Here is a 15,088-nt window from a genome sequence, read left to right as displayed (position 1 = left end):
TGGGCTCCTAGAAAGCGAGACTGTACGAACGCCACAGTTCAGCGGAGGGACGGGCGGCGCCACACGGTTCCGCACGTCCCTCCGCCGAGTATCGCGATCAGTACTTATGGACCTGTCAGAGTTGCTTGGTCCACTCGTAGGCGTTCCAGGAGATGCCCGTCTGCGTCGGGTTGATTACTACCCCTTCCACCTTCGAGCTGTGTGCAATCAGCCCCGGGTTGGCGTAGAGCACCTGGTTGTAGACAGTTGCTGCGAGACGCTCCTCAAGCTGCGTCTTGAGCTCGACAACCTTTTCCGGGTCGGTGTTGGTGACGATCTGCTTCCACAGGGAATCGACTTCCTCGTCGGAGTAACCGCCGAAGTTCTGCTCTCCGCCGGTAACGTAGATTGATTCGCCGGAAGCTACCAGTCCGGATCCAGCCCAACCGAAGATGACGGCATCCCAGGCGCCGGGCTCGGACAGCTTGGCGCTCCACTCAGGATCAGACAGTGCAGTAATTTCGAAGCCTGCTTGATCACAGGAGTTCTTGATCAGCGCTACCTGGTCGGCCCTCAGCTGGCTGGTGGAAGCGTGCATGAGGCGAACGGCTACCGGCTCGGTCTTGCCGGCTTCCTCGAGCAGTGCCTTGGCGCCCTCGATGTCGACTTCATCGTTCATGCTGGCGGACGGAGCGCCATCGAGAACCGTTTGGTATTCCTCCTGGGACGGCTGGTATTCGCGCAGGTTCAGCACCTGGCCGTCAGGTTCGATCGGTGTCACGAACTTGTCGACCATTTCGGCGCGGGGCATGCACTTCGCAAAGGCCTGCCGCACCTTGATGTCCTCGAAGACAGCGCCTTCGCGCTGGTCAAGATCTACGTGGGAGAAGGTCATCGTGGTTCCGGTTTCGATCGTGACATCGTCACCGATCTGTTCCAGGGATGCCTTCGTGTCAACCGTCGGGCTCGACGGATCAACGACATCGACGTCCCCGTTCTGGAGGGCCTGCACCACTTCGGTATCCTCGACCGTCTTGTAGACGATCGTCTCGGTCTTTCCTGCGCGTTCCTCACCCCAGTACTGTTCATTTTTGGTGAGTGTCAGCGTGCCGTTGGAAGCGTTATCCAGCTTGTAGGGACCCGACGACGGGATGATTGCTGTGTCGGGGAGGCTGGGAAGATCAGTCTCGTAGTTCCACCCGGTGTTCCAGAATTCAGCCACAGGCGTCAGTGCATCGACGTCTTCTGACTGGATGGCTTCAACCAGTTCAGCACCTTCGCCGTCGGGGGAGAGGCCACCCTGCTCGGCTGCCACGTGAGCCGGCATGAACCCGCCCACCAGCGCCTCCCAGTCCGCGTACGGTTCGGTGTAAACCAGTTCGAACTCTTTGGCACCCGGATCGCCGACGGGCATCTCGATCTGGCTCCAGCCGTTCGTTGACGAAGGCTGGAAGATGTTTTCATCCTCGCCTGCCGTGACCTGCCCGGAGAATGCGGCCCACGTCAGCAGCACATCATCGAAGTCGATTGCGGTTCCGTCGGACCATACTGCATCTTCGTTGATGGTGTACTTGACGGTCAGAGGATCATCGCTCGTCTTCTCGTAGCTGCCGAACTCTTCATTGCGTTCCCAGCCTTCCGGGCTGAAGGCGCCGAAGCCGCTATGGATCAGGTTGTCGACGTACGTGTTGTAGACACTGTTGGCGTTGGCAGTATTGCCGTTGTAGGAATCGGGGGTCTGACTGATTGCGAGCGTGATGCTTGGCGCGATTTCGCCGGTTGCTTCCGACTCGTTATCCGCCGTTCCGCCGGCGGAGCCGCAGGCACTGAGCATGAGCGTTCCGACGGAAAGTGCCGCGAGCGCGGCGGTGCGCTTGTTACGCATAGATTTTCCTTACTGCTGATTCGGAGACCTATGGGGATCGAAGACCATCTCCCCATAAGGTGATCGGTCCAGAAGGTGATCCCGATCACACGCAGATCAGTATGCCACATCGTTCGCTTATGCAACGTTCAGCCGTGCGGACAACTTCGGGGGCGCATCTGTATGGCTCCGAATGGCTTTAGTAGCCAGACAGGGATGCCCGGATAGACGCCTGCGCCTGGCGAAGAACGGTGAGCACCGTCTCCGCTGCGGTGTCGCTGATTCCTCCCTGCATTCCGGCGGCGTGACGCCGGAGATCCATACGCACCTCGTCGCGGAATCTGTTGATGACGACTTCAAGCTCCTTCACTGAACGGCGGCTGTCAGCTGGACTGGTACCCGGGTGTGATTGCCGGGCCGAGCCGCGGGCTGCCTCGGCGGACGCGGCGAGATCCGCCCGGAGCCCGCGCATGTTCGCACGCAGCTCCTCCCGGACCCCGTCGGCTAGTTTGCGCACCGAAGCCGAGATGTCCACTTCGATGTCCGATAGTTCACCACCCCGCTCCCCAACCTCGGCCGATCCGTTTGCGGTGATGGAGTAGGTGGTGCGCCTGCCATGGGTTTCCGTAGATACAAGCCCTTCCGCCTCCAGTTTCGCCAAACGGGGGTAAATGGTTCCGGCGCTGGGGGAGTATGTTCCCCCGAAGCGGTCCTCCAGGGCCCGGATTATCTCGTATCCGTGTTTGGGTCCGTCCTCAAGTAGCGCCAGCAGGTAGAGACGCAGCGCTCCGTGCGCGAAAACAGCCGGCACTAGTGCCCTCCGTCCTTCGCTCCAGCGGATGCGGGCTCAGCAGATGTCTCAGGGTGACGGTGAAACAGTGCGACGTCACCGGACACTGAACTTGCGCGCACCGTCAGTGTGGAGGCGGTGGAGCCGCGTTCGAAATATTCATTCTTCCCATGCCCGGTGAACTTGCGATCGTTGACGGTCAGGGATCCCGAAACGGACGATGCAGACACATCGATGCCGACCATGGCGGGCAGTCTCACGGTGAGGTCTCCGGACACCGTCCTGGCTTCCAGCTCGCGCGGTTCACCCAGAAGATCGAGCGTGATTTCCCCGCTGACGCTATTGGTGCGGATATCGTCACAGAAGCCCGACGCTGTGATCTCTCCCGAGACGGTCTTGACCACCAGTCGGCCGAAATGGTGGCGCACGATAGCCTCTCCACTGACCGTGTTGACTTTCAGGGTTCCCGACGTGTCGTCCGCCAGGATGGATCCGGACACGGTTTCCAGCGAGGTGTCATGCGTACCGCACGCGAGCGCGTCTCCGTTCACCGTTCGGAGAGACGCGGAGGTTTCTTCGGGAACCGAGACGGTGATTACGGCACTTTCTCTCGGTTTGGCGCCGATCAGCTGCCCGGCGAATCCCGCCCAACCGTGGCTGATACCACTCGCGTGGGTGATCTCCAACTGTCCATCGTTCAGACGGATGTTCATCGGTCTTCCCTCAAGCTCGGATACTTCAAGTCGGGTGATCGGTTCCTCATGAACCAGTACATCCACCCGCCCGCCGATGATGCTGGCCCTGATGGACTGGACCTCATCGAATTCGAGCGTTTGCGGTGATTCGACCTGCCATTCATTCTGCATCGTGATGCTGCCTTTCGGTGGCTCCGCGAATACACGATATATCGCGTGTATGGACACGATATATCGTGTTTTTGGGAACGACAAGAGGCAATCAGCCCTCCGTCACGATCAGACGGGAGCGGGGATCTCCAACCACTGGAACCACCCTCGGTGAAGCACCAGCCAGGCCATCAGACCGTATCCGGCCTGGCCCGGACGGCCACCGTTGGCTGCGAGGTCGGAGCGCCACTGCTCGTGAGCGTGCAGGGGAGTGAAAGTGTCCACGTAGACATGCTTCCGTCGCGTTGTCACATCGGCGAAGGCTGCGGAGAGGTCCGCCAGCCTGCGGTTGCGCTCCGCATCCAACCCGGGCGGAGGCCCAACCACGAGCACCTTGATGCTCATCTGTGCCGCCCCGTCGAGGATGTTCGCAAGATTGAGACGGCTGCGCGCCGTGGAGAGATCGAGGTCGAGGTCCCGATCTGAGAGCGCGATGAGCAGTCTGTTCTCGGTGGTGTCCGCAAATCTGCGGCCGGCCTCCTCCAGCCAGCGTGCTGCCAGTGCTTCCGTGCCCTCTCCGGGAACAGCCAAACTGAATGCTTCGAGAGTTGCATTATCCGGTGTGGTCCGTGCCAGGACCCTGCCCAGCCAACCGAGCGCCCGGGGATCGCCCAGCCCTGCGAGCAGTTCGTCTCCCACTGCGGCAAGCCTTATTCTGCGCTGTTCCACTTTTCCCCTCTGGTTGGTTGTCGGGTCTGATGCTGGGGTACCGGCACAATGACGCCGGATCCTGGCGGGAAACGCCAATGGGCAGGGCCCCAACAGACCCTGCCCATTGTATGTTCGGGCAACAGCTCGCTAGTTACGGTCGAAAGCCTTCTTGACAAGGATTTCCTGCTCCACCGCATGGTGCTTGGCCGATCCGGTTGCCGTCGAGGCTGAGGCAGGACGCGAAGCTAGGCGAAGCTCGCGGTCCAGATGCTGCGGCAGGTTCAACCCGATGAAGGGCCATGGCCCCTGGTTGGCAGGCTCATCCTGAGCCCACACCAGGTCCGCATTCGGGTATGCGGCAATCGCGGACTTGATCTCCTCGACCGGAAGGGGCGCAAGCTGCTCAACCCGAAGGATGGCGGTTGAGGTGTCGTCAGTCTTCTGACGGGCAGCTGCCAGATCATAGTAGAGCCGCCCCGAAACCAGCAGGACCCGCGTCACGTCGGCCGGGTTGAGCCCGGCGCTGTCTTCGATGACCGGCTCGAAGCTGCCCTGGGTGAAGTCCTCGACGCTGCTGGCTGCTGCCTTCAGGCGCAGCAACTGCTTCGGGGTGAAGATCACGAGCGGCTTGCGGGGGCGGCTGTAGGCCTGACGCCGCAGCAGGTGGAAGTGCGATGCGGCAGTAGTCGGGTTGGCGACGACCATGTTGTCTTCAGCGCACATCTGCAGGAAACGTTCGATACGCGCCGACGAGTGGTCAGGACCCTGTCCTTCGTAACCGTGCGGAAGCATGAGCACCAGCGAAGAACGCTGGCCCCACTTCTGTTCGGCGGAGGAGATGAATTCGTCGATGATGGTCTGGGCACCGTTCACGAAGTCGCCGAACTGCGCTTCCCAGAGCACCAGTGCGTCCGGACGTTCCACCGAGTAGCCGTACTCGAAACCCATGGCCGCATACTCCGAGAGCAGGGAGTCATAGATCCAGAACTTGGCCTGCCCCTCACTGAGCTCACCGAGCGGAAGCCACTCGTTGCCGTTGGCGCGGTCATGGAAGACGGCGTGCCGCTGCACGAAGGTGCCGCGGCGGGAGTCCTGTCCCGCCAAACGCACAGGCACACCCTCCATCAGCAGTGAGCCGAAGGCAGCGATCTCGCCGAAGCCCCAGTCGATGCCGCCTTCGCGCGACATCTGCTCCCGCTTTTCGAGCAGGGCCTTGAGCTTCGGGTGGACAGTAAAGCCGTCCGGGAAGGCAAGGTGCGCCTTGCCGATGTGCGCGAGGGTTTCCGCGGTGATGGCCGTGCTTGCCGGGACTCCCACGCCGTTGTCACCACGCTGGGCGAGGGGGCGTTCAATGTCGGAGACGGCTGCGGCGTCCTTGGTGACCACCGGGATGGGGGAGGTCTGAGCTGCATGGGTCTCCGCAAAGACACGCTCAAGCCGCTCCTGGTAGTCACGCAGGGCCTGCTCGGCTTCCTCCTGGCTGATGTCGCCTCGACCGATCAGAGCTTCGGTGTACAGCTTGCGCACTGAGCGCTTCGCCTCAATCAGGTTGTACATCATCGGCTGGGTCATCGAGGGGTCGTCGCCCTCGTTGTGGCCGCGCCTGCGGTAGCACACCATGTCGATGACGACGTCCTTGTTGAACCGCTGGCGGAACTGGTATGCGAGCTCGGCTACGCGGACCACGGCCTCAGGATCATCACCGTTCACATGGAAGATCGGAGCCTGGACCATCTTTGCCACGTCGGTGGAGTACACCGAGGACCGGGATGCAGTCGGCGAAGTAGTGAAGCCGACCTGGTTGTTCACGATGATGTGGATGGTTCCACCTGTGCGGTACCCGCGCAGCTGGGAAAGGTTCAGCGTCTCCGCCACCACACCCTGGCCGGCGAACGCAGCGTCACCGTGAACCAGGATCGGCAGGACAGGGAAGGTGTCTCCCTGGTCCAGGCGGTCCTGCTTGGCACGGACAATTCCCTCGAGCACGGAGTCGACGGCTTCGAGGTGCGATGGGTTGGCAGCCAGATACACCTTGGTTTCATTGCCGCTGTCCGAGGTGTAGGTGCCCTCCGTGCCCAGGTGGTACTTCACGTCTCCGGAACCCTGGACGGAGCGTGGGTCCTGGGTGCCCTCGAACTCGCGGAAAACCTGGGCATAGGTCTTGCCTGCGATATTGGTGAGCACATTCAGGCGACCCCGGTGTGCCATGCCGATGGCAACCTCATCTAGGCCGTCGTCGGCTGCGTCCGAAAGGATGGCGTCAAGCAGCGGAATGAGCGATTCGCCGCCTTCGAGTGAGAACCGCTTCTGGCCCACGAACTTGGTCTGCAGGAAAGTCTCGAAGGCCTCGGCAGCATTGAGGCGGTGCAGGATCCGCAGCTGCTCCTCGCGGCTCGGCTTCGAATACGGGTGCTCAAGCTCGTCCTGGAACCATTGGCGTTCCTCGGGATCCTGGATGTGCATGTACTCGATGCCGGTGGTCCTGCAGTAGGCGTCCCGAAGCACACCGAGGATGGTGCGGAATTTCAGGGCGGGCTTCCCGCCGAAACCCCCGGTAGGCCATTCACGGTCAAGATCCCACAGCGTCAGCCCATGTGTGCGTACGTCGAGGTCTGCGTGCTTGCGCTGCACGTACTCCAGCGGGTTGGTGTCCGCCATGAGATGGCCGCGCACGCGGTAGGCATGGATCAGCTGCTGGATCCGTGCGACTTTGTTGATCTCATCCATTGGATCAACCTGGATGTCCGCGCTCCAGCGCACGGGCTCGTACGGGATCCGCAGCGCTTCGAAGATTTCGTCGTAGAAGTTCTGCTCGCCCAAAAGGAGCTGGTGCACGATCCGGAGGAACTCACCGCTGCCTGCGCCCTGAATGACCCGGTGATCGTAGGTGGAGGTCAGGGTGATGGTCTTGCTGATGGCGTGTTGCGCTAGGGTCTTCTCGCTGGCGCCCTGAAAGGCCGCCGGGTACTCCAGCGCGCCGGCTCCGATGATGCAGGCCTGACCCTTGGAGAGCCTCGGAACAGAGTGGACGGTGCCGATGCCGCCCGGGTTGGTGAGGGAGACGGTGGTGCCGGCGTAGTCATCGGCTCCGAGCTTGCCGGCGCGTGCGCGCTTGACGAGGTCTTCGTAGGAATGCCAGAACTCGGAGAAGTTGAGGGTCTCCGCCTTCTTGATGTTCGGTACGACCAGCAGGCGGGAGCCGTCCGGCCGGGGCATGTCGATGGCGAGGCCGAAATTCACATGCGCAGGCTGCACCGCCGCGGGCTTGCCGTCGACGATGTCGTAGTACACGTTCTGCGACGGGAACTGGGAGAGCGCCCGGATGATGGCGTAACCGATGATGTGCGTGAACGAGACCTTGCCGCCCCGTGCACGCTCCAGGTGGTTGTTGATGACGACGCGGTTGTCGATGAGCAGTTTGGCCGGAATGGCGCGGACACTGGTGGCGGTGGGAACCGTCAGGCTGGCGTCCATGTTGGTCGCGATGGCCTTTGCCGGCCCACGAAGCACGGTAACGGAGTCCTCGTCCATGTCGGGGTTCAGGTCCGACTTCGGGAGCTGCGCGGGGATGGGAGCCTTTTCTGCCTTTGCCTCTGCTTTCGGCTCGGCCTTGGCTGCAGGCTTTGCATCCGGAGCCGGCTTCGACGCTGCAGCCGGCTTGTCTGCACTTGGTTTCTTCGGTTCTTCCTTGCGGACCGGTGGTGTTCCGGACTCCTGGCTGGCAGCGGGTGACTCGCCCGATGCCTTCGGGGCGTTCTGCTCCGTCCGGACGACGGGCAGTTCGCGGGTGGGAGGGTTGGGGTCTGAGCCGGCTGACCGCTCAGCCGCATGGCGCCCGTTGTCCGAACCGCTGTTCTCGGCCTCGAAGGATTCGAAAAGGCTCCACCACTTCTTGTCTACCGAATTCCGGTCTTGTTGGAATCGCTCATAGAGCTCATCCACAAGCCATTCGTTTCCGCCGAACTCTTCCGGTAGACGATGGTTGGGTTGTTGTGGCACTTGTTATACGCCCTCTTCCATGAGTTGCCCTTGGCCCAAAAAGATCCGCAAAGGGTGAATCGGCGCTCGCCTGACCCTGTTGACCTGCCCTTCAGTCTAATGACAGTTTCAGGTAACAAGCCAATCTCGGCGGCTCGCCCGCGCGGAGGTATTCCGATTGCGCCATGCATACCCGAACGGGCCCCGAATTGGACATACACTCGCTTGTGTAACCGACCGCAGGAGCACCCCGTGCGTTTCATCAACACGCCCTCAACTGACCTCACCTACTCGGACGTTTTCCTCGTACCGTCGTCTTCCGAAGTGATCTCACGGTTTGACGTCGACCTCGCGAGTGACGACGGAACCGGTACGACGATCCCGCTCGTCGTCGCCAATATGACGGCAGTCACCGGGCGCCGGATGGTGGAAACCGTAGCTCGCCGGGGCGGACTGGCAGTATTGCCGCAGGACGTCCCCACGAAGGTGATCAGCGAGGTCACCGGTTGGGTCAAGCAGCGCGACCTCATCTTTGAAACACCCCTGAAGCTGCAGCCCGGCAACACCGTGATCGATGCACTGCATCTGATCAACAAGCGCGCCCATGGCGCCGTGATGATTGTCGACGACGACAACCGCTGTGTCGGCGTGGTCCGCGCAGCAGACTGCGAGGGTGTGGACCGTTTCGCCTCTCTCGAGTCGGTGATGCGGGCCGCACTCACGCTTGATGCCGCGCGCTTCTCCCAGGACCGGGACGAAGCCCTCCAGCAGGCCTTCGAGGAACTCGATGCGGCCGGTGCATCCCTCGCTGCGATCGCGCAGGACGGGCAGCTCGCGGGTGTCATCACGAGGAAGGGCGCACTGCGCTCGACCATCTATCAGCCCGCAACGGACGGCAAGGGCCGGCTGCGGGTGGCAGCCGCCGTCGGAATCAATGGGGACGTCGCATCCAAGGCGGCTGAACTGCTCGAAGCCGGCGTAGACGTCCTCGTGGTCGACACCGCCCACGGCCACCAGCGCAAGATGCTCGACGCTCTGAAAGCCGTCACTTCCCTCGATCCCTCGGTACCCATCGTTGCCGGAAACGTCGTCAGCGCCGACGGCGTGCGCGACCTGGTGGAGGCAGGCGCTTCAATCATCAAGGTGGGTGTGGGCCCGGGAGCCATGTGCACCACCCGCATGATGACGGCGGTCGGCCGTCCGCAGTTCTCCGCCGTTCACGAATGTGCGCAGGCTGCGGCAGAGCTTGGCGCCCATGTGTGGGCCGACGGCGGTGTCCGGTATCCGCGCGACGTCGCCCTTGCGCTCGCGGCAGGTGCCAGCCAGGTCATGATCGGGTCCTGGTTCGCCGGCACCTACGAAAGCCCCGGGGACCTGCAGACCGACAGCCAGGGCCGCCAGTACAAGGAGAGCTTCGGGATGGCATCGGCCCGCGCTGTCCAGAACCGGACCCAGCGAGAGGACGTATTTGCCCGGGCGCGCAAGGGATTGTTCGAGGAAGGCATTTCCACCTCGACGATGTACCTCGATCCGGCCCGCCCGGGCGTCGAGGACCTGCTCGACATGATCACTGCGGGTGTGCGGAGTTCGATGACCTACGCTGGGGCGCGCTCGCTCGCGGAGTTTCGTGAACGCGCCATCGTGGGCGTGCAGTCGGCGGCAGGCTATGAGGAAGGCCGTCCGCTTCAGCAGAGCTGGTAGGGGCACGACGCCGGTGCTGAAGGTTCGTGCGAGAGCCAGAGCCGGAGCCAGTGCCAGTCACTGTGCTGTTGCTGTAAACTAAAAACCTTATGGACAGTTCCTCTAGGGGCCGGCCCATGGCGCGCACGCAGCGACAGGCAGCATCGATCCGATGTGCAGCGCAGCCATCCAGAGCCGGCAACCCCCGTTCACATGCCCATCATTCACTCTCTTCGGCGCGGCCCGCTTCAGCCGGACCATCCGCGTTGGGAATTCTCTGCGCGGATGCCGCCGGGTCCGGGGACGTCGTTTCCGGCAGCGCTGCCTCCGGGGAGCACTCCCAGCCGGACGAGCCCTCTCAACCGACGGAGCCTGAGAAACCCGGTGCGCCGGGTGAAACCGGCGCACGGCCGTCAGTACCGGCGGTGATCAGGTAATGGAGTGGTTCTACCTGCTCGCCGGCCTGCTGCTGATCCTTGGCACCGGCTTCTTCGTCGCCGTTGAGTTTGCCCTGGTTGCTCTTGACCAGACCTACGTCCAGCGGGCGGTGGATGACGGTGACAAACGAGCCGAGCCGCTGCTCCGCTGCCTCAAGTCGCTTTCTACCCAGCTCTCCAGCTGTCAGCTCGGCATCACGCTGACCACGCTGTTAACCGGTTACGTCATGGAACCGTCGGTGGGCCGTCTGCTCGAGACACCGCTGGGCGCCCTCGGTATCCCGGATACCGCCCGGGCATCAATCTCGCTCATTCTCGCCATGGTCCTGGCGACGCTGCTCTCGATGCTGATCGGCGAGTTGGTGCCCAAGAACATGGCCATAGCCCTGCCCTTCAAAGTCGGCAAGACCCTCGCACGCCCGCAACTCATTTTTACGGCAATCTTCAAACCGGCGATCGTTGTCCTCAACGGTTTCTCCAACCGAATCCTGCACCTTTTCGGCCTGGAGGCAAAAGAGGAAATTTCGGGAGCGCGGACGCCGTCTGAGTTGTCCTCACTGGTACGCCGGTCCGCTGAACTGGGAACTTTGAACCAGGGAACCGCGAACTTCCTCGCCCGCACCTTCAGCTTTTCGGAGCGCACGGCAGCCGACGTCATGACTCCGCGTATCCGGATGGCAACCATCGAATCCGACGAGACTGTGGCTGACGTCGTGGACCTGGCACGGAGGACGGGTTACTCGAGGTTTCCGCTCATCGGGGACTCACCCGACGACATCCGCGGCGTGGTCCACGTCAAGAAGGCAGTCGCCGTGCCGCGTTCCAGGCGTGCCGAGCTTCCGGCCGGCACCATTATGACTGACGTGCTCCGGATTCCCGAGACGGTGCACCTTGACTCCCTGCTCAGCGAGCTCCGGGAGGCCAACCTGCAGCTCGCTGTGGTTCTCGACGAATACGGCGGAACCGCCGGAGTTGTCACGCTTGAAGACCTGGTCGAGGAAATTGTGGGTGAGGTGGCTGACGAACACGACAAGCTCAAACCCGGTGTTCTGCAAAGTGCAGCCGGAAACTGGTTCTTCCCGGGCATCATGCGTCCGGACGAGGTCAGCGACCAGATCCCGCACCTGTCAGTGCCCGATGAAGCGGGTTATGAGACAGTCGGCGGGTTCATGATGTCCGTCCTGGGCCGGATTGCCGAGGTCGGCGATCGCGTGCAAGTGCCCGACGGAACCCTTGAGGTGGAACGCATGGATGGACGCCGGATCGATCGCATCAGTTTCATCCCGATGGAGTCCGAAGAGACCGGGCAGCCGGGCCCGGGAACCTCGGCCGTAGGAGGTTCCCGATGAACGACTGGGCAGGAATTCTCTGGCTGGTCGTTCTGCTGATCGGCAATGCGTTCTTCGTCGGTGCGGAGTTCGCGATCATGAGCGCACGGCGAAGCCAGATCGAACCGCTCGCGGAGGAAGGCTCCAAGCGAGCGCGCACTACCCTCTGGGCGATGGAACACGTCTCTCTCATGCTCGCCTGTGCGCAGCTGGGCATCACGGTATGCTCGCTGCTGATCCTTCAGGTGGCTGAGCCCGCTATCCATCACCTGATGGTGGTCCCGCTTGAGGCGATCGGTCTGCCGGAAGGGCTGGCGGACGGCATTGCCTTCGGTATCGCGCTTGCGCTCGTGACCTTCCTGCACGTGACGTTCGGTGAGATGGTCCCGAAGAATATCTCTGTATCGGTGGCCGACAAAGCCGCACTGCTCCTCGCGCCGCCGCTTGTGATGGTCGCGAAGATCGTGCACCCAGTGATTTCCACCCTGAACTGGACCGCGAACCACATCCTGCGCGCCATGCGCATCGAGCCGAAGGATGAGGTGACCTCGTCCTTCACGCTGGAAGAGGTGCAGTCCATTGTGCAGGAGTCGACGCGCCACGGACTGGTGGACGACGACGCCGGGCTGATCAGCAGTGCGCTGGAGTTTTCGGGCCAGACCGCGGGGACCGTCATGGTCCCGCTGGATGAACTCGTCACCCTCGGCACCGACTCAACACCCGAGGAGTTCGAGAGAGCGGTCGGCCGCACCGGGTTTTCCCGTTTCGTGCTGGTCGATGAGCTGGGCAACCTCACCGGCTATCTGCACCTGAAGGACGTTATGTCCATGCCGGAACAGGCGTACGCGCGGCCCATCACAGAAAACAAGGTCCGCGCCCTGGCCAACCTGAGCGCGGACGACGAGATCGAGGAAGCGCTTGCCACCATGCAGCGCACCGGATCCCATCTGGCCCGCGTGATGACGCGGGATGGACAGGCCAGGGGCGTGCTCTTCCTCGAGGACGTCATCGAGCAGCTGATCGGCGAAATCCGTGATGCCACGCAGAACCAGGGGCTTCGGAGAACCGGGGAATCACTGCAGGAAGGTCAACAGATGGGCGTCTCAGACGTACGGACGAGCCGAACCTCCTGATTGACCACCACGGCGGGCCGCTCCACCCGGAGGGCCTCGCCGTGGTGAGAGGTCGAATCAGTCCCAGCCCTCCTGTGGCGTGGCACAGCTGTTCCGGAACACGTACTGGGAAGGCCGCTTCCGCTGCCTGCTTGACCAGTCGATGGCTGGGCGGCGTTGCTTCTCCGGCAGGTAGCCGAGCCGGTAAACCGCCATCAGCTCCAGCTCGTCCGGAACCCGGAGAATCGACTCCACACGCTTCCAGTTCGCGGGCACTTCCATCGGGAAGGAAACGAACTGGATTCCCATGCCCAACTCAACGGTTGTCAGCCAGAGGTTTTCCATCGCGGCCCCCATGCTGAACACCGAATAGAAGCCGGACAGTTCACCGGGCCGGTACTCGGTCCTGTCCAGCATCACGCCCAGCAGCAGGGGCGAGCCGGCGACGAGCTTCCGGTTCTCCTCGCCTAGTGTCTGCGGAACGCGAAGCTTGTTCATCAGAGTTTGTCCGGATGGGGTGAATACCCTTTTTGTGAAAGGGCGAAGCAGCGCGGGAAGCTGGTCGAAGAGCATGCCGTCCCGCCGTTGCTCCATTTCGGCCTCGCTGAACCGGAAGTAGCGCTTGTAGCGCTCGAAGAACGTTCCCTCGGCCATCACCTGGGTCATGCTCTCGCCGCTGATTGCCGCAATCTGACCGATGGTCTTCCGGTCCTCAACAACAACGAAGCGCCAGGGCTGGCTATTCAACTGTGACGGCGCGGCGCCCGCGACCTGCATCAGGAGCTGCTGATGGTCCTGGCTGACAGGGTCGGGCAGGAAGGGCCCGTTGGTGGTCTTGCGGTTGAAAACGACGTCGAGGAATTCCACGGGTGTCCTAGGGTCAACGGTTCAGGAAGTGAGTGCCACTATGAGGCTCAGGATATAGAACGGCAGCGGAACCAGCGCGGCGTAAACGTGCCGGCGCGGGTGGCGGCGCGCAGAACCGACGTAGGGCAGCGCTGCCAGGGCAAGCACCGCGGGTATCAGGTACCAGCCCGCCTGGTTTGGACTCCACCACATCGAGCTTGCGGCAAGGAGAGCCAGCACGAAGGTTGCTAGATACAGGCCGTGATGTAGCCACCGGAACCCGCTCGAATCGACGATCCCGGCTCGTACAGAGACACCGAAGAACGCGTTGAGGATGTAGGTTCCGCTCGCCAGCACGAACAGGAGTTCAATCCCCGTCACGGGAAGGCGGGCTTCGGTTCAAGGTGGCTCGACACACGACCATTTTCGCATTCAACTCGTGCGCGGTCAGAATGCGAATGATTCGCGTTTAGGTTAGAGTTGAGCGAGCCTCCCAAGGCGTCCACAGCCCTTTCCGACACAGATCGAGGACATTCATGCGCAGCTTTCCCGCGCGAACGACGGCGGTGCTCACCTCCCTGGCGCTTCTTCCGCTGGCACTGGCCGGTTGCGGCCAGGACGCCGGGGGTTCCGGCCAGGCAGCAGAAAGTGCTGCATTGCAGGTCGTAACCTCTACGAATGTCTATGGGAACATCGTCGAATCCGTCGGTGGAGACCATGTCGAGGTGACCGCCATCGTCAACAGTCTCAGTCAGGACCCGCACTCCTATGAGGCAACGGTGCAGGACAAGCTCGCGGTATCAAAAGCGGACCTTCTGGTTGAAAACGGCGGCGGCTATGATCCCTTCCTGCACACGCTTGCCGATTCAGTGGAGATGGATCACGAGTACGTACTCAGCGCCGTCGACATCGCTGAAGTAGCACCTCAGGGGAACGCGCACGCCGAAGCAGAGGACCATTCGGAAGACGGACATGATCATGGCTCCTTCAACGAACACGTCTGGTACAAGCTCGACGCGATGGCTGACCTCGCAGATGCAGTAGGGGAGAAACTGGCGGCGCTCGACCCCGGGAATGCCGACACCTATGAGAGCAACGCCGCCTCCCTCGCGGACGAACTTGCTGATCTGCAGGACCAGGCGGAGGCACTTGCTCCTGACGCCGCAGGAAAGGAAGTAGCCGCCACTGAACCGGTGCCCGCGTACCTGCTGGAGGCGGCCGGGCTGGAGGATGCCACGCCCGCCGACTACACCGAGGCCATTGAGGAGGGCGCAGATGTGCCCGTCGCTGCGCTGAACGAGATGCAGGAACTCGTGAAGAGTCGCTCAGTTGCCTTCCTGGCCTACAACGAGCAGACGGAGGGGCCACAGACGCAGGCAGTACGCGGCACGGCCGAGGCCGCCTCGGTACCGGTGGTCAACTTCACCGAGACCCTTCCGGAGCGTACGGATTACCTCTCCTGGATGGCCACCAATGTCGAGAACATCGCTGAAGCACTGAAGTCCTGACAGAATTGGC

General features: G+C 62.3%; 11 protein-coding genes. 4 read left to right on the top strand and 7 right to left on the bottom strand.

The window, feature by feature from the left end:
- Positions 1-115 precede the first annotated feature (115 nt).
- From Q0877_RS07350 to Q0877_RS07330, 5 genes are all read right to left on the bottom strand, one after another.
- On the bottom strand, positions 116-1,864 hold the full coding sequence (locus Q0877_RS07350; protein WP_299166739.1) for an ABC transporter family substrate-binding protein: 1,749 nt from the start codon (positions 1,862-1,864) through the stop codon (positions 116-118).
- Positions 1,865-2,042: 178 nt separating this feature from the next.
- Complete coding sequence (locus Q0877_RS07345) at positions 2,043-2,654, bottom strand: PadR family transcriptional regulator (protein WP_299166738.1); 612 nt, start codon at positions 2,652-2,654, stop codon at positions 2,043-2,045.
- On the bottom strand, positions 2,654-3,499 hold the full coding sequence (locus Q0877_RS07340; protein ID WP_299166737.1) for a DUF4097 family beta strand repeat-containing protein: 846 nt from the start codon (positions 3,497-3,499) through the stop codon (positions 2,654-2,656). Before Q0877_RS07340 ends, Q0877_RS07345 begins: the two co-directional genes overlap by 1 nt.
- Positions 3,500-3,607: 108 nt before the next feature.
- Entirely contained in the window at positions 3,608-4,207 is a 600-nt protein-coding gene (locus Q0877_RS07335; protein WP_299166736.1) for a GDSL-type esterase/lipase family protein, read from the bottom strand.
- A 129-nt stretch (positions 4,208-4,336) separates the two neighbouring features.
- Entirely contained in the window at positions 4,337-8,188 is a 3,852-nt protein-coding gene (locus Q0877_RS07330) for a multifunctional oxoglutarate decarboxylase/oxoglutarate dehydrogenase thiamine pyrophosphate-binding subunit/dihydrolipoyllysine-residue succinyltransferase subunit (protein ID WP_299166735.1), read from the bottom strand.
- 231 nt (positions 8,189-8,419) lie between these two features.
- On the opposite strand from Q0877_RS07330, the gene Q0877_RS07325 reads away from it, so the two are divergent.
- From Q0877_RS07325 to Q0877_RS07315, 3 genes are all read left to right on the top strand, one after another.
- Positions 8,420-9,868 (top strand): GuaB1 family IMP dehydrogenase-related protein, encoded by a 1,449-nt coding sequence (locus Q0877_RS07325; protein WP_299166734.1) that lies wholly within the window; start codon positions 8,420-8,422, stop codon positions 9,866-9,868.
- Positions 9,869-10,283: 415 nt separating this feature from the next.
- Complete coding sequence (locus Q0877_RS07320) at positions 10,284-11,633, top strand: hemolysin family protein (RefSeq protein WP_299166733.1); 1,350 nt, start codon at positions 10,284-10,286, stop codon at positions 11,631-11,633.
- Positions 11,630-12,745: a hemolysin family protein gene (locus Q0877_RS07315; protein WP_299166732.1), complete on the top strand. Its 1,116-nt coding sequence runs from the start codon at positions 11,630-11,632 to the stop codon at positions 12,743-12,745. The genes Q0877_RS07320 and Q0877_RS07315 overlap by 4 nt, the downstream gene beginning before the upstream one ends.
- Before the next feature lie 57 nt (positions 12,746-12,802).
- On the opposite strand, the gene Q0877_RS07310 is transcribed toward Q0877_RS07315, so the two are convergent.
- The gene (locus tag Q0877_RS07310) at positions 12,803-13,591 is read right to left on the bottom strand and encodes a nitroreductase family protein (RefSeq protein WP_299166731.1); all 789 of its coding nucleotides are present in this window, start codon (positions 13,589-13,591) and stop codon (positions 12,803-12,805) included.
- A gap of 21 nt (positions 13,592-13,612) precedes the next feature.
- Entirely contained in the window at positions 13,613-13,951 is a 339-nt protein-coding gene (locus tag Q0877_RS07305) for a hypothetical protein (protein ID WP_299166730.1), read from the bottom strand.
- A 155-nt stretch (positions 13,952-14,106) separates the two neighbouring features.
- On the opposite strand from Q0877_RS07305, the gene Q0877_RS07300 reads away from it, so the two are divergent.
- Complete coding sequence (locus Q0877_RS07300) at positions 14,107-15,078, top strand: metal ABC transporter solute-binding protein, Zn/Mn family (RefSeq protein ID WP_299166729.1); 972 nt, start codon at positions 14,107-14,109, stop codon at positions 15,076-15,078.
- Positions 15,079-15,088: the final 10 nt, after the last annotated feature.

The sequence above is a fragment of the uncultured Arthrobacter sp. genome (assembly GCF_947495145.1).
Lineage (GTDB): Bacteria > Actinomycetota > Actinomycetes > Actinomycetales > Micrococcaceae > Arthrobacter_D.
This window is presented reverse-complemented; position numbering and strand designations above follow the sequence as displayed.

Bases quoted from the DNA above. Each gene is read 5' to 3' on its own strand.
- Q0877_RS07340 (WP_299166737.1), bottom strand. From the start codon at position 3,499: ATGCAGAATGAATGGCAGGTCGAATCACCGCAAACGCTCGAATTCGAT.
- Q0877_RS07320 (WP_299166733.1), top strand. From the start codon at position 10,284: ATGGAGTGGTTCTACCTGCTCGCCGGCCTGCTGCTGATCCTTGGCACC.
- Q0877_RS07315 (WP_299166732.1), top strand. From the start codon at position 11,630: ATGAACGACTGGGCAGGAATTCTCTGGCTGGTCGTTCTGCTGATCGGC.
- Q0877_RS07350 (WP_299166739.1), bottom strand. From the start codon at position 1,864: ATGCGTAACAAGCGCACCGCCGCGCTCGCGGCACTTTCCGTCGGAACG.
- Q0877_RS07300 (WP_299166729.1), top strand. From the start codon at position 14,107: ATGCGCAGCTTTCCCGCGCGAACGACGGCGGTGCTCACCTCCCTGGCG.